The 24666-nt window shown below is 59.4% G+C and carries 17 protein-coding genes and 11 pseudogenes; 11 read left to right on the top strand and 17 right to left on the bottom strand.

Annotated features, from left to right (window positions below):
• Positions 1–10: 10 nt before the first annotated feature.
• The 6 genes and pseudogenes from RX328_RS09205 to nifH form a co-directional block, all read right to left on the bottom strand.
• Positions 11–554 (bottom strand): annotated as a pseudogene (locus tag RX328_RS09205) (hypothetical protein).
• Positions 555–1021: 467 nt separating this feature from the next.
• On the bottom strand, positions 1022–1363 hold the full coding sequence (nifW, locus tag RX328_RS09200; protein WP_213253675.1) for a nitrogenase stabilizing/protective protein NifW: 342 nt from the start codon (positions 1361–1363) through the stop codon (positions 1022–1024).
• A gap of 205 nt (positions 1364–1568) precedes the next feature.
• Positions 1569–2732, bottom strand: a pseudogene (gene nifV, locus RX328_RS09195) (homocitrate synthase); the annotation flags it as partial.
• A 203-nt stretch (positions 2733–2935) separates the two neighbouring features.
• Positions 2936–3400 (bottom strand): Fur family transcriptional regulator, encoded by a 465-nt coding sequence (locus tag RX328_RS09190; protein WP_213253651.1) that lies wholly within the window; start codon positions 3398–3400, stop codon positions 2936–2938.
• A gap of 22 nt (positions 3401–3422) precedes the next feature.
• Positions 3423–4139, bottom strand: coding sequence for a nitrogen fixation protein NifQ (locus RX328_RS09185; RefSeq protein ID WP_082646318.1), 717 nt, complete (start codon positions 4137–4139; stop codon positions 3423–3425).
• A 128-nt stretch (positions 4140–4267) separates the two neighbouring features.
• Positions 4268–5152 carry a nitrogenase iron protein gene (gene nifH, locus RX328_RS09180; RefSeq protein WP_057853693.1) on the bottom strand — a complete coding sequence of 295 codons (885 nt, stop codon included), beginning with the start codon at positions 5150–5152 and terminating at the stop codon, positions 4268–4270.
• A gap of 422 nt (positions 5153–5574) precedes the next feature.
• On the opposite strand from nifH, the pseudogene RX328_RS09175 reads away from it, so the two are divergent.
• The 3 genes and pseudogenes from RX328_RS09175 to RX328_RS09165 form a co-directional block, all read left to right on the top strand.
• Positions 5575–6007, top strand: a pseudogene (locus RX328_RS09175) (response regulator).
• A gap of 9 nt (positions 6008–6016) precedes the next feature.
• On the top strand, positions 6017–6430 hold the full coding sequence (locus tag RX328_RS09170) for an ArsC/Spx/MgsR family protein (RefSeq protein WP_108522738.1): 414 nt from the start codon (positions 6017–6019) through the stop codon (positions 6428–6430).
• A 391-nt stretch (positions 6431–6821) separates the two neighbouring features.
• Positions 6822–7024: pseudogene (locus tag RX328_RS09165) on the top strand (IS5/IS1182 family transposase); the annotation flags it as partial.
• 374 nt (positions 7025–7398) lie between these two features.
• On the opposite strand, the gene RX328_RS09160 reads toward RX328_RS09165, so the two are convergent.
• The 7 genes and pseudogenes from RX328_RS09160 to RX328_RS09130 all read right to left on the bottom strand — a co-directional run.
• Positions 7399–7917, bottom strand: a complete 519-nt coding sequence (locus RX328_RS09160) for an Mpo1-like protein (protein ID WP_213253650.1) — start codon at positions 7915–7917, stop codon at positions 7399–7401.
• 862 nt (positions 7918–8779) lie between these two features.
• Positions 8780–9277 (bottom strand): hypothetical protein, encoded by a 498-nt coding sequence (locus tag RX328_RS09155; protein ID WP_312018072.1) that lies wholly within the window; start codon positions 9275–9277, stop codon positions 8780–8782.
• A 530-nt stretch (positions 9278–9807) separates the two neighbouring features.
• Positions 9808–11173 (bottom strand): annotated as a pseudogene (locus tag RX328_RS09150) (IS701 family transposase).
• A 74-nt stretch (positions 11174–11247) separates the two neighbouring features.
• A pseudogene (locus tag RX328_RS09145) lies at positions 11248–12310 on the bottom strand (IS630 family transposase).
• Between the two features lie 26 nt (positions 12311–12336).
• Positions 12337–12516, bottom strand: a complete 180-nt coding sequence (locus RX328_RS09140; protein WP_213257614.1) for a hypothetical protein — start codon at positions 12514–12516, stop codon at positions 12337–12339.
• Between the two features lie 323 nt (positions 12517–12839).
• Complete coding sequence (locus RX328_RS09135; protein WP_213257616.1) at positions 12840–13112, bottom strand: hypothetical protein; 273 nt, start codon at positions 13110–13112, stop codon at positions 12840–12842.
• Between the two features lie 290 nt (positions 13113–13402).
• Positions 13403–13696, bottom strand: a pseudogene (locus RX328_RS09130) (site-specific integrase); the annotation flags it as partial.
• 335 nt (positions 13697–14031) lie between these two features.
• Between RX328_RS09130 and RX328_RS09125 the strand changes: the two are divergent.
• The 4 genes and pseudogenes from RX328_RS09125 to RX328_RS09110 all read left to right on the top strand — a co-directional run.
• A complete protein-coding gene (locus RX328_RS09125) occupies positions 14032–14364 on the top strand; it encodes a hypothetical protein (RefSeq protein ID WP_057853677.1) in 333 nt (110 codons plus the stop codon).
• A 7-nt stretch (positions 14365–14371) separates the two neighbouring features.
• Complete coding sequence (locus tag RX328_RS09120) at positions 14372–14605, top strand: hypothetical protein (protein WP_249735019.1); 234 nt, start codon at positions 14372–14374, stop codon at positions 14603–14605.
• Between the two features lie 94 nt (positions 14606–14699).
• Positions 14700–14930, top strand: a pseudogene (locus RX328_RS09115) (tyrosine-type recombinase/integrase); the annotation flags it as partial.
• A 113-nt stretch (positions 14931–15043) separates the two neighbouring features.
• A pseudogene (locus RX328_RS09110) lies at positions 15044–15187 on the top strand (transposase domain-containing protein); the annotation flags it as partial.
• A gap of 104 nt (positions 15188–15291) precedes the next feature.
• Here RX328_RS09110 and nolL read toward each other — a convergent pair.
• Positions 15292–16404 carry a nodulation factor fucose acetyltransferase NolL gene (nolL, locus tag RX328_RS09105; RefSeq protein ID WP_213257573.1) on the bottom strand — a complete coding sequence of 371 codons (1113 nt, stop codon included), beginning with the start codon at positions 16402–16404 and terminating at the stop codon, positions 15292–15294.
• Positions 16405–17268: 864 nt separating this feature from the next.
• Between nolL and RX328_RS09100 the strand changes: the two are divergent.
• Positions 17269–18225, top strand: a pseudogene (locus tag RX328_RS09100) (IS630 family transposase); the annotation flags it as partial.
• Positions 18226–18240: 15 nt separating this feature from the next.
• Here RX328_RS09100 and RX328_RS09095 read toward each other — a convergent pair.
• Entirely contained in the window at positions 18241–19371 is a 1131-nt protein-coding gene (locus RX328_RS09095) for an IS630 family transposase (protein WP_317258660.1), read from the bottom strand.
• A gap of 38 nt (positions 19372–19409) precedes the next feature.
• Here RX328_RS09095 and RX328_RS09090 point away from each other — a divergent pair, with 38 nt between their 5' ends.
• Positions 19410–19691 carry a LexA family protein gene (locus RX328_RS09090; RefSeq protein ID WP_108522735.1) on the top strand — a complete coding sequence of 94 codons (282 nt, stop codon included), beginning with the start codon at positions 19410–19412 and terminating at the stop codon, positions 19689–19691.
• 957 nt (positions 19692–20648) lie between these two features.
• Here the strand turns inward: RX328_RS09090 and RX328_RS09085 are convergent.
• Positions 20649–20970, bottom strand: a pseudogene (locus tag RX328_RS09085) (HesB/IscA family protein).
• 224 nt (positions 20971–21194) lie between these two features.
• Here RX328_RS09085 and RX328_RS09080 point away from each other — a divergent pair.
• Positions 21195–22925, top strand: coding sequence for an ATP-dependent Clp protease adaptor ClpS (locus RX328_RS09080; RefSeq protein WP_275190654.1), 1731 nt, complete (start codon positions 21195–21197; stop codon positions 22923–22925).
• A gap of 480 nt (positions 22926–23405) precedes the next feature.
• Positions 23406–23999 carry a hypothetical protein gene (locus tag RX328_RS09075; protein WP_108522733.1) on the top strand — a complete coding sequence of 198 codons (594 nt, stop codon included), beginning with the start codon at positions 23406–23408 and terminating at the stop codon, positions 23997–23999.
• On the opposite strand, the gene RX328_RS09070 is transcribed toward RX328_RS09075, so the two are convergent.
• The gene (locus tag RX328_RS09070; RefSeq protein ID WP_244608660.1) at positions 23968–24360 is read right to left on the bottom strand and encodes a Rieske (2Fe-2S) protein; all 393 of its coding nucleotides are present in this window, start codon (positions 24358–24360) and stop codon (positions 23968–23970) included. The genes RX328_RS09075 and RX328_RS09070 overlap by 32 nt on opposite strands.
• Between the last annotated feature and the right edge of the window lie 306 nt (positions 24361–24666).

The following is a 24666-nucleotide window of genomic DNA, read 5'->3' as shown; positions in this document are numbered from 1 at the left end:
TGAATTCCCCTCAGAACCTGCGCGCCTGCGCCACAAGGTTGGTCTGTAGCTTGGGTTGACCCTTCAAGATGGCTTTCATCAGCACCTCCGTCGGATGCTTGGCGGCTTCCACCAGCCCCGCCCTCTCGGCGCGTGGCGACGGCGCAAAGGCGCGCTTGACGATGGTCGGCGAGCCGGGCACGACGCATTTCGAGACTCCTCGACGCCGGCCTCCTGCGCGCTCCATTTTACAACCGGCCCTAGCGCCGCGCGCAGGGCGGCGGTCATCACGGCGCTGCAAATCTGGCTGGTTGCTTCCGCCGTGGCTGACCAGGCAGGGCAGCTTTGTGCGCAACATCTGCACGCCGCGTTCGGCGCGGCGCTCCGCGTCCACCGTGGTGAGCGCGGCGATCTCGCCGCCGAACTTGTCACGCGATTGGAGCGCGGCCTCGAGCGCGAACAAGGCGTATCGGTTGATGATGCTCGCCCCCTGACGCACGATGGCGTTGGTCACGGGATAGACCGCGAATCTGCGCGGAATCGGGAACCTGCTTGGTGCAAACGATACTGTGCATGCCTTCTCCAGAAGTAGCGTGGAACGCGAGTTATCCATTGGCGGCCATCTCACGGTCAATCCCAGCGTCAATGGCGTCAAAGACAACTTCGAACGGCATTAACGCGAGCGTGACCCATAGGATGATGCCGGCGCGAGCGGCGAGCAGTAACGGCAACATGATCGGTCTTGCTCCATATCTCATCTCGGAGGGCAACAATTCTGTGTAGTCGGCACCAATGACGGACTTGGCCAGAGAACAGCAAGTGCCGTACCAGTTGGGGCCATCAAAAATTAGACGTCCATTCAATGACTTGAGAAAATAAAGACTGGCCGTTAACATCGCCGACAGTACAATTCCGACATACGTCGCGAATGCGACAGCGCCGCTTCGCGCATTGCTGTACAGAGTTGATCTGCATGAAGAGGAAGATGGCACAACGCGCCGCGCCGACATGGCTTGAGGCAGATCTGAACTGATGTATGAGGCTATTTCAGCGAGCTCAACGGCACGAAGGCCGCCGGTTTCTTGGGCTCCGCGACCGCATCCTTCAAGACCTTGAACACCCGCTGGTCGATCGGCGAGGACGCCACGAAGTCGGCATAAGCCTGCTCCAGCACCGCCTTGCACCGCGCCGTGACCTCGGCCTCCGCGCCACCTTCGAATACTTCCTTGGCGAGATATTGTCCCATGCGCTTTAAGATGTGCAGGCGCGCGACATTGACGATCTTGGGGTCGTAATCGACGCCAAGCAGCGCAAAAAAATCTTCGGCCGAGCAGGCCTTGTTGAGCCGATCCAGGATGCCGACTGCCGCCTGTGTGTTGCTCATCGAAAAATCTCCTTTGGGTTAGGTCGACCGGCCTGTGGTCGGGACCCGGCTCCGGCTGGTCATCTCCTTGCGACGCTGCTTCGCGTAGGCGGCGCTGCATATCGCCTCCATGGCCTATGTCTGCGAGGGCTTGCGCGGGACGCCGGCGGTTTCGGCGGTAATGATGCCGACCATGGCCGCCCCACGCACCATTGGTCAACGAGCGCTCGCAGACGTCGCGCCAGATCGCCACCACCGTCTCGCACGCTACCGGCCGCTTGTGCTCGATGGCATGTTTCCGCACCCGCGACAGGATCTGTCTTGCGTCCTCGGCGCTGGCGGCGAGCTGCAATTCGTCAAGTAGGGTGGTGATCGACGACAGCCCGGAATGCTTGCCGATCACAATACGGTTGGATCGACCGAGCAAATTGGGGTCGAGCGACTGATACGTGCGTTGATCCTTCATTAGGCCATTGACATGAATGCCGGATTCGTGGGTCAATACATGTTCACCGACGATCGCCTTGTTCAGAGGAACCGTGCGTGCAGCCGCGGCTGCCACCAACGCGGCGACATTCTCGAGTTCCGGCAGCACGATGCCGGTGTCACGCCCGTAGAGCTGTTTGAGCGCGACCGCGACTTCTTCCAGCGGCGCATTGCCGGCCCGCTCGCCGAGCCCGATGACGGTCACCGAGGCGTGGCTCGCGCCACCCTTGATGGCGGCGAGCGTATTGGCGGTCGCAAGCCCGAGATCGTCATGGCCGTGAAATTCGGGCTCGAGACCGGTGGTCGCGCGCAAACGAGCCGTCAGCGCATAGGTGGAGTCCGGATCGAGCACACTGAGCGTATCGGCAATACGAAAGCGCCGTGCGCCGGCGGCTTTTGCGGTGGCGATCAGCTTGATGAGAAAATCGACGTCAGCGCGGGAGGAGTCCTCGCCGCCGACGGCAACCTCAAGCCTACGCTCGCGCGCATAACTGACCACCCGCCTCACCTGCTCCAGCGCTAGTTCGCGGTTATCGCCAAGCTTGGCGGCAATCTGCACGCCAGAAGCAGGAATCGAGACATTGACCATCGGCACCTTGGCCTCGATTGCCGCATCGACATCGGCTTCACGCATCCGGCACCAGCCGATGGTGGTGAGCGGGAGACCGGCATCAACGATGGCGCGGCTGGCGGCGATCTCCTCACTGCCCATCGCGGGCGTCCCCGCTTCGATCTTGGTGACTCCGGCCCGCGCCAGCGCTTGCGCGATCGCCACCTTTTCGTCGGTGGTGAAGGCAACGCCAGGCGCTTGTTCGCCGTCGCGCAGCGTCGTGTCGTTGAGCACGATCGGACTTCCCCATGCCGTCTCGGACCATGACTGTTTGGCAGAGGCGGCTTCGATCATGGGAGGCTCCTTGTTGGCTTTGGCAAAGCAAGGCCTGAGCAATGCGCATGCCACGCCGGCACCCGCCACAAGCCGTTGGACAAGCGCACATTTTTCGGCACCAGCCGGATTGTCGCAAACGCGACAGTGGCGAAGTCGACGCGTCCGCTTACGTCACGGCGCGATGGGATGGCATCAACTCCGCTTGCGGCTCAGATGGATGATCAGATCGACGCAGGAGACTTCGTGGTCTGGCAGCGGCTCGGCACATTCACAAGCAGGAGATCCGCATCGGGAATATCGAGCAGGATATCCTCGCCGTGCAGATAATAATGCGGATGCGGCGAGGTGTTGGTGTCGTACAACGATCGCGACCCATCAAGACAAATCCGGCGCAACAGGCCGGCTTGGGTGAACTGGTTCAAAGTGTTGTAGACGGTAGACGATGAGATCGGAAACCCGGTCTCGCGCGCCTCGGCAAATAGCATCTCTGCGGTGACATGCTGGGCGCCTCTGGCAAACAACAGCTCGCTTAAGATCAGGCGCCGGCGCGTCGGTCGCAGCCCGGCCTTGAGCAACACATCCTTCCAGCCGGCGTCGGGACATCGCCCGCTGAGATGGGCAGAGGCCGGTCCCACCTGCACCTCGTCGAAGTCCGCGCGATCCCCGGCGTCCGGAAGTCTGGCCAACGGACGATCCATCCGAAGTCGCTCACATTGGCCAGGTGCCGGCCGCAACCGGGACAGCCGCCTGCAGCAGAACCTCGCGCCGGCGCTCGGCCATGCGGCTCTCGCCGCTTTCATCGCCGAAGCAGAGGTTGAAGTCGTTGCATTGCGTGCACACCGGCGTCGTGCACATGACAAGGCCGTCGTCCTCGCACAGCGTGCGATAGAAGAAGCGCTTCCAGCGCATATTATTGGTATTGCGCGCGGCTAGCGGCGCGAAATGGCGGCCTAGCAGCCGGGATAGTTCGCCACGACCGCGCAATCCGAGATCTTCCCACAAGTGATTTGGCTCGATTGCGCGACGCGCGATCATCCCAGCTAGCCAGTTGCCGATGTCCCCTTCGGTCGAGCGTTGCGCGAGCAGGAGATCACGCAACATTGCCGCCTCGTCGCTCTCATTGCGCTTGACACGCAAGAGCAACTCCTCGCGGTTTATCCGGATCGACGGGAAGTACTGCTCCAGCAACGCGGCTAGCTCGTGGCTGGTCAGACCGACCTTCTCGGAAACCAGACCACCATCCATCGTGGCGGCCGCCAGAATGGACGCCAGCACGTGGCGATCGAAATTGCTGTCACTGGTTATGTCGACATCTGCGGGGTCTGCCCCAGTGAGCAGGCGGTAGGTCGCAATTCCCCTATGCCGCTCACCGTTCGCTTCAGTCGCTCTGGCAGCCATAAGCGGAAACAATTGCGCTTCGAACATGGGTTGCCGATCTTTCCACAGTGATCAAGTATGCTTCGCTGCATCGTGATGCTGGTCACGACATTTTTCGCCGGAACGCCGACCTCCTTATTGAGCATTGGGAAGGCCGGCCTCCGTCGGTGTGTCCTTTACCCGGCTGCGAGTTCGGCTGCGGTCTTGCCGATGATGGTCTCGTCAACCGCCTCCATGATGCCGTGCTCCATCAGCATGTCCTCGAGCTCATCCATGGAGATCGGGGTCGGGATGATGCCCTTGCCGCCATTGTTGTGGATCTTGGTCGCGAGATTGCGATAGTGATCGGCCTGCTGGGATTTCGGCGCATACTCCAGCACGGTCATGCGGCGCAGCTCCGCATGCTGCACGACGTTATCGCGCGGCACGAAATAGATCAGCTGGGTGCCGAGCTTCTTGGCCATCGCCTCCGCCAGTTCCAGTTCCTTGTCGGTCTGCCGCTCGTTACAGATCAGGCCGCCGAGCCGCACGCCGCCAGAGTTGGCATATTTCAGAATGCCCTTGGAAATGTTGTTGGCGGCATACATTGCCATCATCTCGCCAGACATAACGATGTAGATCTCCTGCGCCTTATTCTCGCGGATCGGCATCGCAAAACCGCCGCAGACGACGTCGCCGAGCACATCGTAGGAGACGTAGTCGATGTTCTCATAGGCGCCGTTCTCTTCCAGGAAGTTGATCGAGGTGATGACGCCGCGGCCGGCGCAGCCGACGCCCGGCTCCGGACCACCCGACTCGACGCAGCGGATGTCCTGATAGCCGATCTTCATCACGTCCTCGAGTTCCAGGTCCTCGACGCTGCCGGCATTCGCCGCCAAGCTCAAAATCGTGTCCTGCGCCTTGGCGTGCAGAATCAGGCGGGTCGAGTCCGCCTTGGGATCGCAGCCCACGATCAGGATCTTGTGGCCCATCTCGGCCAGCGCCGCCAACGTGTTCTGCGAGGTGGTCGACTTGCCGATACCGCCCTTGCCGTAGAACGCGATTTGTCTCAGTGAAGCCATGTTGCTCTCCATCAACCAATTTGCCAAAGATTGCGCGCTGCCTCGCGCGCGAGCTTGTTTCTCGCTCAGAAACGAGGCACACGGGTTCAAGGGAAGGAGAGCAGCGCTCGTCTTGCGCGTCTGCGTGCACTCAGCCCTCAGTCAGTGTTGCTGCATCCTGATAGCAACCGCCGTGCCAACCCTGGCCACGCTCTCTAAGTTTCTGATTACACTTTGAAAAATTCGGGAGCCGGTGGATGAAACCAGGTGTTTTGAACGTGACAGGATTCGTGCCGCTGTCAGAAGCCGGACAAGGATCGCTAGCATCAAAACGGGAAAACGCCGGCTTAGCGCGAGCCATTTCAATGCATTCATGCACGGAACAGAAATTGCTAACGCTCTTGCAAGCCGCTTTGTCGGAGCGGATTTTCAGGAGAGCAACAGTGCAGATTGGTGTCGAAACGTCGAAAGCAGTGGACCTGCGACGGGTGTTCGTGGTCGACGATAACGAGATCACCCGCGCGGCATTGCAATTCATGCTGCATGATGAGATCGAGACGCATGAGCTTGCAACGCCAGAAGAGGCCTTTGCCAGGGGCATCGATTGGTTAAAACCGCATGTGGTGTTGCTCGGAGCCTCTTATTTTAAGCAAGAGGGGCCGGCGTGATCGGCGAATTGGCGGCCTATTTTCCCGACGCTCAGATCCTGATCATCGCGACAAATCCGACGAGGCCGACGCGGTCGAAGCCGTCAAGGCCGGCGCACACGGCGTTCTGGTCAAGCCGCTGACCTTGGAAACCATTCGCAAGAAGGCCGATACCATTCTCGAACGCGGCGGCGTCACGCCGGTCGTGCAGCTCAGTGTGCTCAAATAGGCCCGCGCCATGACGACGATCATTTTCTATCACAAACCCGGCTGCGCCACCAACGCGCGCCAGATGCAGGCGCTGAAGGCCGCGGGCCACCACGTGATTGCCAAGGATATCTTGAAGGAGCCGTGGCGTGCGGAGGAACTGCGCCGCTTCTTCGGCAATACGCCGGTCGCATCCTGGTTCAACCGCGCCGCGCGGCGTATTAAGTCAGGCGAAATTAATCCCGAAACAAGCGACGCGGCGAGCGCACTCGCGCTGATGCTGAGTGATCCGCTCCTGATAAGGCGCCCGCTGATCAACGCCGATGGCGCAAGATGCGCCGGATTCGATCATGGGCCCGTGCTGTCGCTGGTTGGGCGGAGCATGCAAGATGATGTCGAGCGATGCTCGCGCGAGGAAACCGGGGGACACTGCTCGAGCGGGTGAGCTGCAGAGCGCGTAGTTCCACCGAGAGGGAAAGGAGCGAAGTTTCCTCCGCTCCCCATTCTTGACGGGCGCGAGGAGCAAAGCTCGCTGAAGGCTGTCGGGGCTCTACACGCGCGTACATTTGGAATATTCAACGGCACTTCGGGGTCCCACTTTCGGTCCACCAGATGGTCTTGCCCCTGAAACGAGCGGGTCTCATGACGCGGCAGCCCGGCTCGCCGCGCAGCAACGAAATGCTGGTCGCTCCTGAGCAGCTATCCCTCTTGGAAATGCCAAACCGACCAGTCAAGACTTCTGTGTTGAGGTACCAGTCTAGCATGCTTTGAAAAAGGCGCTCGCCGCCTACCGGCGAGCGGGATTCATTGCCTCCGATGAGATACGGAGATCGTGCGTGCGCGGCGGCGACAATCAACTGGCGAGCTGTTCAGCTACGTTGACCTGGAGGCGCGGGTGCGGCGTGATCACGCGCTGCGATCATCCATCGGGAGCGAGGCGCTGTCGGCGCTATAGCGCGAGCTTGCGTCGCTCTATTCGCCGATTGGGCGGTCGTTGATCCCGCCGGAGAAGCTGCTGCGGGCGATGCTGTTGCAGGCGTCTGATAGGTGTCCTATTCCCCCCTGCGAGGTGCCCAACTAGCACAGCACAGCATTCTGCGGTGGAGAAATGCGCGCATCGGCCTGCGCCTTTCTGCTCGATAGCCTTCGCACGCAATGTGATACGAACGCCTTCGGCCTTATCGGAATGAGATCGGCGCGTCACGTGATCGGCGATAAATTCCAGCACTGCAGCGCCAATCTCGGCAACTCGGCCGGCCACCTCAAGCCGCCGAGCGCGACGGCCTCTGATCGCCGCCATGAGTTCGAGAATCTGTTTCAGCGGGATCGCTTCGCCACCGAGCATGAGCGATGTCCAGCCCGTCCGCGCCCCACGGCAACGATGAGACCTTCGGCAACGTCGCGCATATCGGTTCACGGCGAACTCAAAGGGCCTTGCGGACGCTCGTCGATGATGACGGCCAGATCGCGCCGAAATCCGAGCACGATAAACAATTTCGCCATTAAAAACATCGGTCCGAGCAACAGATGGATCGGATTGTCGACCAGTGCCGGTCGGCGACGTTCGAACACCTGGTGCCCAATAACCTGCGATGCACTGCCAATCACAATCAGGATAGCGGTAAGCGACCACATTCGGACAGTATTTGCCTGAACCACGAAAATGGCGGCGGCTGAAAGCAATACGATCGCAGCCCTAAGGATCGCGGCTCCAAGCGCGAAGTCAAGCAGGAACCAATAGATGAGCACCGGTATGGTAGCGATGGCCGCCACACTGGTTTGGATCCCGAACGCGGCGATGGACAATTGGCTGAGCGGAAGAACGGCAGCCAGGAACAGGAACACGATACCGAAGACATGCATGGCGCAATTCCAAGGGGCGCGATGATACTCAACATAGTCGGCAAGCTGCCGCCGAAAAAATGAACTCATGCGGCGCTCGGTTCGCCTATTGTATCGGCAGGCGTGGCAAAGCTCATCAAGCGCATCTGCTAGTCTCCGTCGGAAACGTCACGGTCTCATTCAAAGCGCGGCCACGTGAATGTTCGCTGCCCGTCGAGCGCGCGACGCCGCCGCCAGCATCGAAGTCGTTGCGCCTAATTCAGCGACTAACAGACTACAAGGCTGCATCATGAAACAGGTATCCGAAATGACCGCGCGATGCACCGCATTTTTCTTGCAGGTGTTACCATTCAGCCTCATCGTTGAGACCGCAGTTGATCCCGCCGGTCATTGAAATCTCCGCGTTTTGCATTGTGGTCCGCGGCCACACGCAAGCAGCGCCGCAGTTGGCAAATCGCGACGGACAGCGAAATCGATCATCAAATCTATCCTTGATCGTTCGGCGATTCTTGCTTCTACTCGTGCGCTGCGGTCTGTCGCATTGACATGCATCAACCGAGGGTCATTATTCCATGGAGACGCTTCGCAAGCGCTCGCACCTGCGCGCCGTGTACGTGACTCCAAAGTTACTCGGTCGTTATCGAGAGAACCCCAGAATTTGTGACACGCTCTTCTATGGCGGATTAGAGCTAAACTCGGAATCCGGCGATGCGCGCCGCGAAGCGATTCAGCTGGCGCCGTCTCAAACCAGGAGCGCGAGCCAGATGAAAGCTCGATATGCGGGCGCCCAGAACTGGGGTCAGCGACGACCGCAGTGTCGTGACCAGGCTTCCGTTATCGCCTACCTGCGGGAATGGGCCGATGCGGCATGACGAACAGCGATCCCTGCTGCGCGCTTGCGGCAGTCGCGGCCAGGTCAGCGCCGTCGCGATCGACACGATGGCCTAGCACATTAGGGTTGATGAAAAAGCTCCAACGTGCAGCCAGCCAATGCGGTCATCGCGTCGAAGCCGGCAAATTCGCCGATGCTGAATTGCGCGTGAAAGCCGGACATCAGCGGACGCTTCGCTGCACGTTCCAGTTCGACCGCATTGACATTCGCAGCGACATCGATCGAGCCGAGCGAGGCGCCGAAGGCAACCAGCGCGGCCCCGAGCTCCAGAGGCGTACTGGCAACCGCGAGCCACGGCAGGATGAGCGCAATTCCGAAGCCGCCGATCAGGATGATCGGTTTGCTGCCGTAGCGCGCGCACAACAAATCGCTCAAAATCATCGAGACGACCAAGCCGACGCCCAAGCAGAGCAGCAGAAAACCGAGAACTCCATCATCGACCGCCAGCCGCTCCTTCGCGAACGGCACCAGCGGCACCCAGGCCGCAATGCCGAAGCCGGCGACAAAAAATGCAAGGCGCGTCGCGAGCCGGGTGGCCAGGCGATCGACGGACATCATCGGTGAACCCCGGAGGAAAAGTTGGTGGTTTCGTGTTCGGACACGCTAAGGACATCACGGCGGAGCGTGAGCGGCTGCGACCGCAGTTGCAGCCGCCCGAACATGCTGTTTCATGTCGCCTCACAGCAAATTGGCGGGGCGGCCGGACGCCACGGAGGAACTGCCGAGTCCGCCCTTACAGCACCGCCCCGCCTCCGACCGGTGATGGTGCCCCGAATGAAGCAAGCGGCGTGCCGATTTTGAAAGTTGGAGGTTCTACAGTCGCTTCGTACTGGGTGTGTGTAGCGTCAAGTCGCGGACATTGGTCTCAAAGCTGCCAAACGGGGCGCTCTCGTTCAGTGCGCCCGAAGGCTCTGCCAAACCGTATCACTATCATGGGTGTGTGATCACGTCGGGGTTCTCGACCACCATGTCGAGCAGCGTGTCCTCGACCATCCGTTAATCCCGCCATTGATCCGGACGCGCGAGCGTCGCCGGACTGGAATACAACCCAATTGGCGATCTTGACGTCCTAGCACTACTTTGGCACTTTAGTCGTCGCGATATCTGCAAGGAACATGTCGCAGTGAGGACATTGTCGGGGTGGAGGTCGTGCGAAGAGGTCGAGGATGGCTTGCCTGATGGCCGGCATGCTTGGTTGTGGTGGCGGTCCTGAGATTCTTTTTTTTCCGTCCCGCTGCTTTGAGGCGGCGGGATTGGAGGAAGGCGTAGGCGATCATCGTCATCAACGCGTGTCGATGTAATCCCGTCCAGGATCTACCTTCGAAGTGGTCGAGCCCAAGCTCCTCCTTGAGCTGCTGGTGGGCCTGTTCACAGACCCACCTGGCCTTGATCGTGGCAGCGAGCGTCTTGATGGTGGCATCGGCCGGCAGGTTCGACACATAGTATTTTTGCTCCCCGGTCGACCGCCGCTCGCCGACGAGCCAGACCTCGTCGCCAGGCATGCACTGCATACGGTTATTGATCATCCGGTGCTTATGGCCATCCGCAACGCGGACACGGCGGGCCGTGAAGAGACATGTCAGCCGACCTTTGGTGCCCCGCCGCCAGCTGACCCTTTGCCATTTGCCTTTGGCCAATAACGCTTCAGCAGAGACCGGTGGCTGATCAGGGATGTGGTATTTGCGGGGCTTTCCGGTCTTCGCGATGGGGAAGATCAGGGCAATGTCGGCGGGATAGACGTTCTGGCGCCGCGACAGACCCACCGCCCACAGCAGACCGCGCTCGCTCAAAGCCTGACGGAAAGGCCCGCTGGAGCCGTACCCTGAATCGGCAAGCACACAGCCGAAACGCACACCGGAGGCGATGACGCGGTCGATCTCCTCGATCGCAATCTCCGGCTTTGTCAGAGCAGTCTGTCTATCCTTCGGCACACCCGCCCGCGCCATGCGCTCAGGATCATTTGTCCAGTTCTCGGGCAGGAACAGCCGCAGGCCCACCATCACCGGCACTTCCCGCGACGCCAACGTTAGCGAGACTAGCGACTGACAGTTAGCAGTCTTTCCGAGCGACGAGGCATATTGTGGCGCGACGCCAATCGAGTGACGTCCCTTCTTGGGCAACGCCGTATCATCGATGACAAGAAAACCCGCATCATCGCCAACCAATCTGTCTGCCTCCTTCAGCAGGGCAGCCTCGAGTGGAGCACTGTCCCAAACTCCGGCAGCGACGAAATGATGGAGCTGATCGTAACCGACCCCACTGGCGCGTGCCGCCATCGGTTGAACGCTCTTGCGGTCTCCTGGACCAATCAAACCCGCGACGTAGAGAGGGCACATCCGGGCCCGCGTCTTGTGCCCTAGCGCCGCGACAAACGGCGCAAGCCAGCGATCGAGATCGGCTTGCCAGTCCACGTCCATAGATCGGCCCTCCATAAGCCGACCTCTCATGAATCATTGAAAACCTGATTCGGGAATCCTGTTGCGACGATCAATCCAATAAATCTGCCAAAGTAGTGCTAGTACCCGGAATCAAAGCTGAGTGATACGGCGGCCTTTGAATCTGCGTTGACGGACTTTTTCTTGGTCCAGACGAAGGGCTCAGCGTTTTCGTTGTATGCGTTGATGTAGGCATCGATATGCTCCTGGAGCTGCTTAAGGCTGGTGAAGGAAGCGCCGCTGAGCGACTGCCCCTGCAGGATCGAAAACCAAACCTCGACCTGATTGAGCCAGGACGCGCTTGTCGGCGTGAAATGAAATTGCACATTGGGGTGGGCCTTTAGCCAGTGCTCGTTCTTCTTGTGGGTGTTGAGGTTGTCGAGGATGACGTGAAGCTGGCGGTCCGGAAAAGCCGAGGTGACGCTGTCCATGAAGTCGAGGAACTCGACACGGTGCCGCCGTTTTGAATGCGTCGCGACGATCTTTCCGGTCGCAACCTCGAGCGCCGCAAACAGCGTTGTCGTGCCATGCCGCGTGTAGTCGTGGCTCTGACCGGTCAAGGCGCGGCCATTGGGCAGCTTCAGATAGCCCTGCGCTCGCTCCAAAGCCTGGATCGAAGGCTTTTCGTCCACACATAGCACGATGGCCTTCTCCGGCGGGGCGACGTAGAGGCCGACAACATCGGCGGCTTTGGCCGTGAAGTTCGGGTCGTTGCTCTCGCACCAGGACTTGCGAGCCACGAGGTCGATCTTGTGGTTGCGCAGGAACCGGCAGACATATTGGACGTCAACATCGCCCAGCGCCTCGGCCAGCAGGGGCCCGGTCCAGCGCGCAAACCCTTCCGGTGGCTGCTTGTCCAACAGCCGCAGAATCCGCTTGTCGGTGGCCTTCGTATAGATCGGCTGCTTGCCAGGCCGCGGCCTCTCCTGCAGCCCTTCAAGGCCAAGGTCGGCATAGCGATGCCGCCACAGGCTGACAATCCGAGGCTGGACCCCGACTTCCTTGGCTATCGACCGCGTGCTGCGCCCGGCCGCCGCCAACAAAACTATCCGCGCCCGCTTCAAATCGCGCTGCAATGTCGCCGGCGAACGACACGCGCCTCCAGGACCTTGCGATCCTTCCTCGAAAGGTGAACTTCTCTTGCCTCGGGTATCATCCCGATCTTGAATCACGACTCACCCTCTAAGGAAAGTGGGTACTAGCCGTGGAAATAGGTGCCGGTTTCGGCTCATCGTTGAAGGCGGTCTTGCGCTTCTTGAGCACCAGGCCGACGGTGCCCTGCCAGACTGATTCCTTGATCGCGCCGGTCGACAGGATGAGCCCGCCCTTGGTCTTCTCCGGCTCGATGTAGATGCCGACCAAGACCTTTGTTGTTCAGCAGCTCGATGCTGCACAGATCGCCAATGAGCTTCATAAGCTCGGTCTTCTGGTCCTCCGACTCCGAGCGCCGTTCCCGTGTCGAAACGCATACCATCCCTTCCCTCTCCTCCTACTCTTTCAGGATGTCTTCCATCGTCTCAGCGAGCACCGTGCGCGCGTCGGCGGGCGCCTTGCGGCACCACCTTGCGCTGATACCGGCCCCAATCTTTGAGATTATCCGACGTGATGGCATCGATCACCTATCCAGCTCATCAAGCTTGGGCCTGAAGACGTTCGGCCAGCTTGATGGCGATGGTGACGCTCATTTACAGCCCGCCCACTTGTTTCCGAGCCAATTGCAGGAGCGCCATGCGAATCAGGCGCATCGGACAAGGAAAAGGCCGCCTGCGTTGCCACAAGCGGCCGAAGTCTAGGGAGGAAACGCCCAAGGAGGGCAGGATGCAACCTAGGATGAAAGCCATCAGCAGCTCAATTGAACGCAGGTAATCGTCGAGCATCCAAAGGTGCGACGGAACGATACGAAGGTTTATGTCGAGATCGGCAAGGGCAACGCCAAAATCGCCGCTCGCCGCCGGCATCGGCCGCCATATGCCGCACCAGGATCATTTCCGCAGGTTGGCCTTGTCGCCGTACTTTGTCTTCTCGAGAAGGCCCTCGCCGCTGCCGGCGCCATACTACATCTTGGGGTATGCCTTCACGCGGCCGCCGTTGGCAAAGCCGGCCTTGTAGCTCATTTGGCGCTTTCCGCGGAGCGGCGGGCGGCATCACCCGCGTACTTGAGCTGTCGCGTACTTCGGTCCTTTCGTTGCGGGGGTGTATGCCCGGGGCTTCTGCATCGTGCGGGAGAGCGGTACCGACCCGCGCGGCTCTGCGGCTTTTTTGGAAGCGGGATGTCTTCTCCAAAGGTCCAGTCCTTCTTGAGCGTAATCCTGTAAAGGAACCGAAGCGCCGCGACAGCCGTATGGATTGAATTGGGGGCCAACCTCTTCTCGTTCGTGAGGTAGATTTGATAAGTCCGGATGTGCTCGGGGGTCAGCGCATCCGGCGACATACGGAAGTAACGTGCAAACAGCGATACCTGTTGGAGATGCGATGCCTGTGTATGCGGCGACAGATTCCGCACCTGCATGTCCTCAGTCATCCGTTGTCGAAGAACCGTCATGGGAAGCTCCTTTGCGATATGAAAGCGCTGCAAGCAGCGCCTCCAGCATCTCGCAATCGAACTTCGTCGGGAATGCAGGAAGATCAGATGGTGGTACCGAAGCTTGCCACGAGTCGCCTACCGCGAAGCGGTGATGCGCCGGAGAGGGGCGGACTGTGTTGTATTAGCGAGGAAGCGGGGTAATGCCCGTGAGGTCGTCGCTATTGGATCGGGTCAACCAGCAATGGGAGGAAGGCGGGTTGTGCGACGGATAGCGAATATGGCTCTGTTGAGCTATATTCCCTATCATCGCTGATCGTCGGCTCTCTGATTCGCCCGTTAAAGATGGACGACCTATGCTCGACAATCCGGAGAAGACCACCCGGCTGCTCGCCGCACTCAAGGCAGCTGCGCCATTTGACGTTGAACTGGCACCATCGTTGATCGAATATCTGCAAGCCGAGAATGTTGCCGATGCTGATCGGATGCACCACGTCGTCTGGGATTTGTCATACGCCGGTGACGAGGGCGGTATCATCTGCCATTTGTCTCGCTCGGAAGAAACAGGCAGAGCGCTTGTCGTCTCCCTCACACATGTGCGCGTGCCGCGCTCGATGCCACTTGCAGCGGCCGTTCTGGATTATCAGAAGCACCGAGTGAAGAAGCTCAAGAAGCAGGGCCGGAGGTAGCATAGAAATGGCGCACACGATTATCCGAGGAAAGAATGGTCGTCGATATGAAGTGGAGTTTGAAGACGCGCCGGTACGCGTCGAAGTTCATGCCAGTGAGGAGACCGTCGAGATTTTTGTGGAGGCAGATTTTGAAACGCACCCGGAAGAACGGCGACGTTTTGCGATAATCAACATCCCCCGCCACCTGTTCAGCGAGGCCACGGGTCGGACGGCGCGACGCACAGCGAAGGATCGTTAATGCCGCTGCCGCGCACTCTGTGCCGCTTCCTTCTTCAGGCCGCCGTCATCGCTGCCTACCGCGGAGCGGTTTAGTCCAGTGCCTGCTATATCGACCAAGACATAGGAGGCACAGCGCTGCGATGGAACCGCTGCAAGCCGGCGTCGACCGTTCCGTGATCGCGCCGTGGCTCGGTCATGAATCGGTCGAGACGACGCAGACGTACCTGCACGCCCACCTCGCCCTCAAGGAAGCTGCCCTGGCGAAGCTCAAGCCGTACGAGCGCGGCAAGCGAACCCGCTTCCAGCCGAACGACCGCCTGCTCGCCTTTCTGGAAGCGCTCTGAACGACCAGACTAGCCGAATGGAATGGGGCTGCCGTGCACGCGATCGACGGTGCCAGCGTGACAACGGCGTGCCCATACCAAACCCGTTCGGCATAGTTCGGCGGGCGGCATAAACGGCAAGAATTAACGGCGTTGATTCGCAAGCCTGGCTGGCCGATGTCCTTGCCCGCATCCCCGCCCATCCGGCTCATCGGCTGGACGAGCTCCTGCCCTGGAATTGGACGCCAGCATCAGCGATCTCCGCTCCAGCGGCATGACGACACACGTCAACAAGGTCCATCACGTCACCACAACCAATGGCAGAAGCTGCGAGGAGACCAACCAGGAGTCGGGCTCTCCAGGATTCAGATCTCGGCTGCAGCTAATTATCTGCGGGCTGATACTTTAGACAAGCCGAGCGTGGTGGCGCTCCAAGAACGAGCTGAGATAGATAGGGAATGTCGCGCACGATCCAGCGTACCATTAGCGCGACGGCAACAATCGCTCCCCCAAGAATTCCCGCGACGGCCAACCTGGTCGTGAGATCCCAAAGTTCCCCGTATTGTATCGAATCCATGAGACGAAAGACCGTACCTTGTATCAAGTATAGCAGCAGCGTGCTCTGTCCCAGTTCCACGGTGATAAAGCGGGTCACTCGATTTGAGCGGCCAACTTTCCAGCATTGGAGGACGAGCACGATCACGATCGCTGAGGCCGCTGCGGAGCCAAGAAGCATCAGAAGTACGTTTTTTGCCGACTGCATATCGTGCACTAGGGCGAGATTGTTGTAGATGTAAGTGTCTTTGCGCCAGGCTAGAAAGCACACCAAAGCCGCTATGGAGAGAAACGTGATTAAGAGCGGCTTGTGAGATCGCGTTATGCTCGTCCACCATTCTCTCGACTGAGCAAAAGAGACTCCTAGGCAGAAAAACGGGAAAGTATACCTTATGAGAGGTGATATGGAAAATGTCACAGGTGCAAGTGAGACTAGTATGACTGATACGAATAGGATCCAGGGCGACCGACGATTGAAAATCGAAAGAATTTTGACTAGAAGGAAAGAAACAAAAGCAGCCCAGATGAACCAGTATGTGCCCGCGGAATCGTTTAGAAACTGCAAAACGCTGCCTGGTTGGCTTGCAGACGAGCTAAATGCGGCCAACTTGGCTGTCTCTAGGAGAGCGTACCAAAACAGCATGGGCAACAAGAGCTGCATCGCACGATCACCGATGGCTTGAGTGAATGACTTTCGCAAGAGCGCTCGCCAAGAAAGATATCCGCTTATCGCCATAAAGAGTGGCATGTGGAACATGTAGATCCATTTGAAACATGGCGACTCCCAGAAGCCTTCATCTCGGTAGACGACATATTGGATCAGGTGACCGACGATCACCAAAGTGATGAGCACTCCTTTCGCGAAATCTAAACCTAGATCTCGATCGTTTGCCTCCGGCGTGCGCGCCCCGGGCACAGTCGATCCAGTTATTTTTGGCAATGTATCAAACCTCTCGATATCCCTTGTTCCGATGAGCCGGACACCCGCTTGACTGGGAACACCCGCTGCGACCAAGTACTAGTGCAAGCTGCATCAGAAAAACAGCGGCTCATCATGGTCATTAATTCGGGGGTCCCGGCCAGCATCAAAGGCATTCCTGCCAGATGTCGCGGTCCACTCTCCGAACGGTTCAAGTGCCAGCATTAGGCAGCGGTTCAGGCGGGGTGCAATATCGGAGTGCTGCTGGAGCAAACGTGCGAGCGTCGTCCCCGACCTGGGGAGACCGAGAAGAAAACATACCTCTGACTAGTTGCTTAGGGCCAAGTTTCATGATGTGCCGGTTATACTTGAACAAGGTGAGCAAGGCGCTGACCATCTCAGGAGAGATAGGCCGAGCTGCCGAACATAGGTATAAGCTGCCGGCCACCTATTATGAAAGGCACTTCGCTGCTCCAGCTTTGCATCGCGCAATCAATTCATTCGGCGATAGCGGAGGCATTTTCCATCTACATTCTACGGCTCCCGATAGCTGACGGAGGTCGATGACATGTTCAATTGTACGGAGGTGGGCGATCGGTATAGAAAAGAGGGGACCTGCTATACGAAGGTTTACCGATGGAAGCTCTACCCCAATTCGATCGGCTTGCCTGATCGAGCGGGCGCGTTGCAGCGTGTGCAACCGGAAGAGGTGTTTGCAACCACTGCCAGGGGTCGCCATAGCGGCGTACCAACTCGAGCATGAGAGCCTGAACATATGCAGCGCAGCTTGCGCAGCAGCTCCTCCCACTGGGTGCATTCGGCGTTGCCATCACGAGCAGCTAGTACCCACCCTCCTTAGAGGGTGAGTCGTGATTCAAGATCGGGATGATACCCGAGGCAAGAGAAGTTCACCTTTCGAGGAAGGATCGCAAGGTCCTGGAGGCGCGTTGTCGTTCGCCGGCGACATTGCAGCGCGATTTGAAGCGGGCGCGGATAGTTTTGTTGGCGGCGGCCGGGCGCAGCACGCGGTCGATAGCCAAGGAAGTCGGGGTCCAGCCTCGGATTGTCAGCCTGTGGCGGCATCGCTATGCCGACCTTGGCCTTGCAGGGCTGCAGGAGAGGCCGCGGCCTGGCAAGCAGCCGATCTATACGAAGGCCACCGACAAGCGGATTCTGCGGCTGTTGGACAAGCAGCCACCGGAAGGGTTTGCGCGCTGGACCGGGCCGCTGCTGGCCGAGGCGCTGGGCGATGTTGACGTCCAATATGTCTGGCGGTTCCTGCGCAACCACCAGATCGACCTCGTGGCTCGCAAGTCCTGGTGCGAGAGCAACGACCCGAACTTCACGGCCAAAGCCGCCGATGTTGTCGGCCTCTACGTCGCCCCGCCCGAGAAGGCTATCGTGCTATGCGTGGACGAAAAGCCTTCAATCCAGGCTTTGGAGCGAGCGCAAGGTTATCTGAAGTTGCCCAATGGTCGCGCCTTGACCGGTCAGAGCCACGACTACACGCGGCATGGCACGACAACGCTGTTTGCGGCGCTCGAGGTTGCGACCGGAAAGATCATCGCGACGCATTCAAAACGGCGGCGCCGTGTCGAGTTCCTCGACTTCATGGACAGCGTCACCTCGGCTTTTCCGGACCGCCAGCTTCACGTCATCCTCGACAACCTCAACACCCACAAGAAGAACGAGCACTGGCTAAAGGCCCACCCCAATGTGACATTTCATTTCACGCCGACAAGCGCATCCTGGCTCAATCAGGTCGAGGTTTGGTTTTCGGTCTTGCAGGGGCAGTCGCTTAGCGGCGCTTCCTTCACCAGCCTTAAGCAGCTCCAGGAGCATAGTGCTAGTGGTTCATCACAGTAATTTTGACTCTTTGGCGATGGTTGGATATGCGCGGCCGAGTTTGGCGCGGGCTTTGTCGGTTGTGAACATCCATTTGATGCGGTCTCGTGCTTTGTTTCGCTGCCGTTGCCATGCTGCGATCTCTTTTCGGAGCCGTTTGGGATCGTCGATGCGGCGGCCGAGACACTGGCGCTGTAGCACGCTGATCTCGCACTCGACCATATTGAGCCAACTGGCGTGCTTCGGGGTGTAGTGGAATTCGAGGCGACGCAGGATGCGACGGGCCTCGGCGGGCGCAAATGCTTGATACAGCGCGCCGGCGGTGTGGATCGACAGATTGTCCTGCACGACACGGATACAGGCGGCATCGGGATAATGGACGTCGACGAGTTCACGCATGCAGTGGGCGTAGTCCACGGCGGCGCGGCGGTCTGTTATCTTGACGTTGCGCCAGCCGCGATGCGGATCGAAGGTGACGAAGAGATTGACGGTGCCGTTGCGGCGGTACTCGTAATCGTAGCGCTCGCGCTGTCCGGGCCTGGCCGGGATCGGCTGACGCACCTCGCTGATGAGCTGGACGGGGGTCTCGTCGAAGCAGACCAGCGGCCGCTCGGGATCCGGCGCCTCGGAATAGAGATCGAGCACGTCCTCCATGCGGGCGACGTATTCGCCGTCGACATGGGGAATGCACCACATGTCCCTGCACCATGGCTTGAGGTCGTTCTCGGCCAGCCGGCGACGCACGGTCTCGCCCGACAGGCTGTCGTGATCGGTGAGCTTGACCATCGTGTCGGCCAGCAGCGTCAGCGTCCAGCGTTTGCGGCCGGCGGGCGGCTTGGCGCATGCGGTCGCGACCAGCAGGGCCTCTTCCTTGCCCGTCAGCTTGCGTTCCGCGCCCGGACGCGGCTCCTCGCTCAAGGCCCGCTCCAGATTGCCTTCCACGAAGCGGCGCTTGGTCCGGCCGACGGTGGAGAGGCTGACACTCACGGTCCGGGCAATCTCCTCGTCACGGCGGCCCCGATCGGCCGCCAGCAAAATCTGCGCCCGCTTGAGCTTGCGGGCGGCGTGCTTGCCGCTGCCGAGCATCGCCGTCAGTTCATCGCGCTCGGCTTGGCTCAATTCGACCCGATAACGTACATTCATGCTTTGCCTCCTTGGCGGAGGCCGGGGCCAATCCAACGATGAGGCAAAAATCAGGCGCGCGTTTCACCGAAAAGCAGGGGCACTACCTCGCTTTCATCCATACCTATTCGTACATGTTCGGACAGCCGCCCGCCGAAGCCGACATCCAGCGCCATTTCCGCGTCAGCCCGCCGACTGTCCACCAGATGATCGTCACCCTCGAACGGAACGGCTTCATCCGACGTCAACCCGGCGTCCCCAGAAGCATCGAGATTCTCTTGCCACCGGAAAACTTGCCCATCCTCGAATGGCTCGGTATCAAAACGTCAAAATCACTATGATGAACCACTAGACATCACCGTCCATGCCTCATCGGAGATGCCAATGCTAAAGAAGCAAGCGCCGTGCCGCAACAAAGAAGATTGAGTCTGCACGCAGTATCTGCATGCGTCGCATTGTCGACATTTGGTTCGGAGCCGACAATCTTCCTGATACCAGACGCCTGTGGCGCGTACGCCGTTTCACTCTCGTGTGAGGGCACCCACCGGAAGGCGTTGACGCAGACATCCTCAGATGGTGTGCCGGGGATATCAAGATGCTCAGAAAGTCGGGAAGAGAAAATTGACTGGCGTCACGAATGAAGATGTCCATACCATCGAGGTGATCCGTAGCAATATAGTTCTCTCGCCTTGCTTTCCGCCAATGGCATCGAACACAAAACGTATCGAGTCAACCACGGCGGCGTCTCGGGCTGTCGCTGTCCTCCTTGGACGTTTCCTCCCTAGACTTGTGCCGCTTGTCAGTTAAGCGTCCTTTTTGCTTGCCCATCAATCCGAGCATTTTGGATCGGGTATGCGAGACTCAGGATTCGCGTTTGATGCGGAAGGATACAGACCGCGATCAACGACTTGGACGCCAGGGTCGCCTGAGTTGGCATGCTCTGCGAGCGCCTCCTGTGCCTTGTGCTGGGGATTATGTTTTGGGCATGGACCTTTTGGATCCCGTAAGGATTCGTTCCAGTGCTGATGGACACGCCACTCGTCTGGGAAACTGGAATTGGTGCCCGTCAGCAGCACGGAAAGCACGACCGAACTCCTCGCCCAATTCACTTCGAAGATCATCCGGCGGGAGCGATCCAGGCAGGTTTCTGCCGCCGACAGCAAGGACCCAGGCAGCGTTGCGGATTGGGCCGGATCTCCTCGATCACGGCGCGAATGAGTTGCTCCCGACCGGTCTCAATGCTCGGCGGTTGCTTCAGTTGTTCTGGTTCCACCAGCATGGTTCGATTTCTCTTGTCATCAGCTGAAGGATTTGCCGCAAGAGCAGCTCGATTTGGCGTTTGGGTTGTCGAAGGTGAAGCCCGAGCCCTACAGCGCCACCACGAAATCGATCGTCGTGCCGGCGAGGTGTTCATGGCTCTTATTGTCGACGAACACCTTGACGCCGTCGCGCTCGATCACGGTGTCGTCAGGCTGAGCCTCGTCGGCCAGGCTTCATCCGGTATTTGAACCCGTCGCAGCCACCGGCCTCGACCATGATGCGCAGGCCGCTCGTCGGCTGCGCCGAAGCCGAGATCGCGCTCTTGAGCGCATTCACTGCGCTATCCGTCAGATTGATCATGGCACCCTTTATTTTCCCGAGTCGTTTGCATGGGAATTGGCAAGTCGCATGCCAGCGCGCCCGAGCTTGACATTGCTCACCTTTTCGAAATCGCGCCTGTTGGCTTTGCGAGCGTGTAGGGTTGCTGACAAAGGTCTTCGAGGGATTGCGGCGGCTTTGCGTGTCTTCTTTATGGATTCCGCCGATAAAGCGTAAGGAACGCGGCGGCAAGCAATTTGCATTGCGTGTCTAAGCCGGCCGAAGTGTCCGGTGATGAGCTTAGATCGGAGACCACTTTCATGACGAACACTACCGAACAACTAGAACACGCACCGGGGGTCTTTGTCGACAAGATCTCCGCAGGCGGTGCGCCCATTCAGCTTGTTTTGCACAATGACGACAAGACGACTCTCGGTTTCGTGGTACGCCTGCTGCGCGAGGTATTCGACAAACAGGAGCGGGATGCCATTGCGCTCGCCGAACTCGTCTTGCAGCATGGCAAGGCCGTCTGCGGACGCTATCCTCCCTCAGTCGCAAAGGCGCTCCTCGAGGCGGCGCAAGAGCGTATCCGAGCTGAAGGATGTCCCCTGCTGATCACGGGCGAAGCCGCGGGCGAACCGGACGGCCCCGACCTGTCCGACGTGCAATTCGAATATGCCTTCGAAGCGCTTGAGTGGCACTTCACCAACATACCGCCGAGCGAACTCGCCACTACTGTGCGGCGATTCCCGGGCCACATGCAGGCCGATGTTCAGGTCGCGATCGATAAGCTATTCGCCGATCCGGTCCGCTTCTTCGGCGTCTATGAACAACATAGGTACGAGACGCTTTCATTCGCTCGGATCAAACAGCGTGGACGGAATGCGATTTCGCTGGTGCCGCCGCAATATCACCACGTTGATACTGGCGAAACGGCGCCGGTCAAATGCCTGTGCAATGGACTGTGGCTTTGCCGGGCGAGCGAATTTTTCTATGCCGTCGTGCTCTCTACTGAGTTCGAGTTCAAGCAAGAGCCGAGGATCCGGATTGAAATCGTTGCCCCTGCGGGGTCTGGCGGCGAAGCCTTTGTTCAGCGCAGCTTTGACGAACTGGAACGGGCGGTGCACGCGGCACGTTCTTATCGCGGCAAGATCCTCTCATTTGAGAAAGGTGCGGATTACAGCGGCCGCTCAAGAGGCATCACGGTGCATCGAGTGGCACCAGTGAGGCGCGAGGAGGTGATCCTGCGGGAACAGGCTATCAAATTGCTCGATCGCAACGTGTTGAGTTTTGTCGCCACGCGCGGCGCACTCCGCCGATTCGGCCAGTCGACCCGCAAGGGCATCCTGCTCTATGGCCCGCCGGGCACCGGTAAGACCCACACCATCCGCTATCTCGCCACCAACCTACCGGGACACACCACGCTAATCATCACCGCCGAAGAGGTCGGTGAGCTGAGCGCCTATATGGCGCTCGCGCGCCTGCTGCAGCCTACCATGGTGGTGATCGAGGATGTCGATCTGATCGCCAGCAAGCGCGACGACTTGACAACATGTGAGGAGGCCGCGCTGAACAAGCTCCTAAATGAAATGGACGGCTTGAAGGAAGACGCTGACATCCTCTTCGTGCTCACCACCAACCGCCCCGAACAACTCGAGGGCGCCCTGGCCGGTCGTCCCGGCCGCATCGACCAGGCGATCGAGATGCCGCTGCCTGATACGACCGGCCGCGACAAGCTGATCCGGCTTTACGGCATGGGCCTGCCGCTTGAGGCGGAGATCGTAGCCGAGACGGTGCGCCGCACTGAGGGCGTCAGCGCCGCTTTCATTAAGGAGCTGATGCGGCGCATTGCGCAATCATGCATCGCTCGTAACGGCGGAAACTCAGTGACCACAGCTGACATCGAGGAAGCGCTCGACGACATGCTGTTCACCGGCGGCCGCCTCAACGTGAAGCTCTTGGGTGGGGCCGGAGCGATGGCTGCGGGGTCTGAATGAAGGCGAAGGGAAGAAGATCACCCGCCAAGGGCTGCGCCAACTCCCGCATGCGCCGGGTGTCGACGACGCGTCTATGACTGATGAGCAGCGAGGCGGTTCGTGAACGCGAACCGCCACGACGAGGCCGAAGCAACAATGACTGCCCGCTCGCCGGCTGCGCCGACGTTGAGATCGCGGTCTTGACTGCATCCAGGTTGCTTGTGGCTCACCCTTCCCTTGCATAAGTCGGTTGCTTGCGAATTCGCAAGCTGCATGCCAGCGCGCGCTTGATAGTTCCCGTCTTTTTCGAATCGCTCAGAGTGGCTTTGCGACCCGTGTCGGGTTCCTGACGAGGCTCTTCGAGGGATCGCGACGCGCTTGCGTGTTTTCTTTAAGTGTTACGCGGATGAACCATTCCAGTCGCGGCGGCAAACAATTTGCATTGCACATGTTGCGCCGGCCGAGGTGTCCGGTGATGAGCTTAGATCGAGGACGATTTTCATGACTGCAATCGAGAACACCGCGCTCGGCCGGCTGGACAAGGAGGGGCGCCTGCTCAATGCCATATTCAAGGGCGGGACCACCAAGCCGGGCCGGTTCGGCTTTCGCGGCGATATCGCACTAAAATTCCAGACCCAGGTCGCGGACGAGGAGCGGCCGCCCGACTATTCGATCGAGCAGGTGCTGATGGTCGCGCAGGAAGGCGAAAGCACCATTCCGGTGCTGGCCGGCTATCTGCACTGCTTCGCTTATCTTGCTGATATCGCAAACGTTCTTGACGGCGCGCTAAGCCCTGGTGGCAGCTACTTCATGTTTTGCAACAACATAGACCTGTTGGCGAAATACCGAACCAAACTCGGTGATATCACCTTCCACGTGCTGCCGTGCGATGAATCCACTGTCATCTGGAAGGAGATGATGGACCTGGTCGGGGTCAACAAGAACGGCCTCAAGAAGCTCGATGCGGGCGGCAGGCTCGATTACTTGCTCGACGCGGCCAGGAATGTCGATGCATCCTATGACGAAATCTCCTACGAAGACGGGCTGAAGAGGATGGGGCCCGTCAAAAACCGCAACGAGAACCGGCCGGTCTGAGCGCTGGTCCAGCCCTCGCCGGTGGGATCCGTTCTCGTCCTACAACAAGCCGCACGCCGGTGACGCAGATGTCGCCGTCCAGCACCGTCAACGCGACCGGCGTGAGCCCGCTGCCCTTGCACGGGCCATCAACGCAGCGGCCGGTGCCGAGCTCGAAGGTCGAGCCGTGCTTACTGCACATCAGCCGGATGCCCTTGGGATCGAGGAACTGGTTACGTTCCCAGTCCAGGTTGACCCGGTTATGCGGGCATTTATTGAGATAGCCAAACACCCGCTTGCCCCAGCGCACCACAACAATGGACCACGGCTTGGGATGTCGTAGAAGCCGCAGATCGCATAGGCGGTATTCGGCTGCATCCATTGCTCGTTCATGACAAGATGCCTTTCATTAATCACCCTGCGACCAGCCCTGCAAGAATCGCGCAGGGTGCTGGATCGCCTCACCTTCTGGGGAATTCGACGCGCGGCGTCGCAAGCGCACCACCACTAGGTGCGACCCGTGCACGATCGACGGGTTCGCGCGAGCACTGTCGCTTTACGGGGCTCACAACGCGCATCTCCGCGGCTGCTACAAAAAATTGATCTCTTCGCGTCCGACTTTGCCGGCTGCTCGCTGGACGAGCTGACGGCAATGCTCGATCGTGGCATGCTGACCATCTATTCGGTC

It is taken from the genome of Bradyrhizobium sp. sBnM-33, from assembly GCF_032917945.1.
Classification (GTDB): Bacteria; Pseudomonadota; Alphaproteobacteria; order Rhizobiales; family Xanthobacteraceae; genus Bradyrhizobium.
The sequence above is the reverse complement of the archived record's forward strand: the minus strand, read 5'-3'. Positions and strand labels throughout refer to the sequence as shown.

Excerpts from the sequence above, each read along its gene's own strand:
- RX328_RS09075 (WP_108522733.1), top strand. The coding sequence starts at position 23,406 with ATGACTGCAATCGAGAACACCGCGCTCGGCCGGCTGGACAAGGAGGGG.
- RX328_RS09095 (WP_317258660.1), bottom strand. The coding sequence starts at position 19,371 with ATGAATGTACGTTATCGGGTCGAATTGAGCCAAGCCGAGCGCGATGAA.
- RX328_RS09170 (WP_108522738.1), top strand. The coding sequence starts at position 6,017 with ATGACGACGATCATTTTCTATCACAAACCCGGCTGCGCCACCAACGCG.
- nifW (WP_213253675.1), bottom strand. The coding sequence starts at position 1,363 with ATGAGCAACACACAGGCGGCAGTCGGCATCCTGGATCGGCTCAACAAG.
- RX328_RS09070 (WP_244608660.1), bottom strand. The coding sequence starts at position 24,360 with ATGGATGCAGCCGAATACCGCCTATGCGATCTGCGGCTTCTACGACAT.
- RX328_RS09160 (WP_213253650.1), bottom strand. The coding sequence starts at position 7,917 with ATGAGTTCATTTTTTCGGCGGCAGCTTGCCGACTATGTTGAGTATCAT.
- RX328_RS09125 (WP_057853677.1), top strand. The coding sequence starts at position 14,032 with ATGCTCGACAATCCGGAGAAGACCACCCGGCTGCTCGCCGCACTCAAG.
- nifH (WP_057853693.1), bottom strand. The coding sequence starts at position 5,152 with ATGGCTTCACTGAGACAAATCGCGTTCTACGGCAAGGGCGGTATCGGC.
- RX328_RS09120 (WP_249735019.1), top strand. The coding sequence starts at position 14,372 with ATGGCGCACACGATTATCCGAGGAAAGAATGGTCGTCGATATGAAGTG.
- RX328_RS09135 (WP_213257616.1), bottom strand. The coding sequence starts at position 13,112 with ATGCCGGCGGCGAGCGGCGATTTTGGCGTTGCCCTTGCCGATCTCGAC.
- RX328_RS09090 (WP_108522735.1), top strand. The coding sequence starts at position 19,410 with ATGAGGCAAAAATCAGGCGCGCGTTTCACCGAAAAGCAGGGGCACTAC.
- RX328_RS09155 (WP_312018072.1), bottom strand. The coding sequence starts at position 9,277 with ATGATGTCCGTCGATCGCCTGGCCACCCGGCTCGCGACGCGCCTTGCA.
- RX328_RS09185 (WP_082646318.1), bottom strand. The coding sequence starts at position 4,139 with ATGTTCGAAGCGCAATTGTTTCCGCTTATGGCTGCCAGAGCGACTGAA.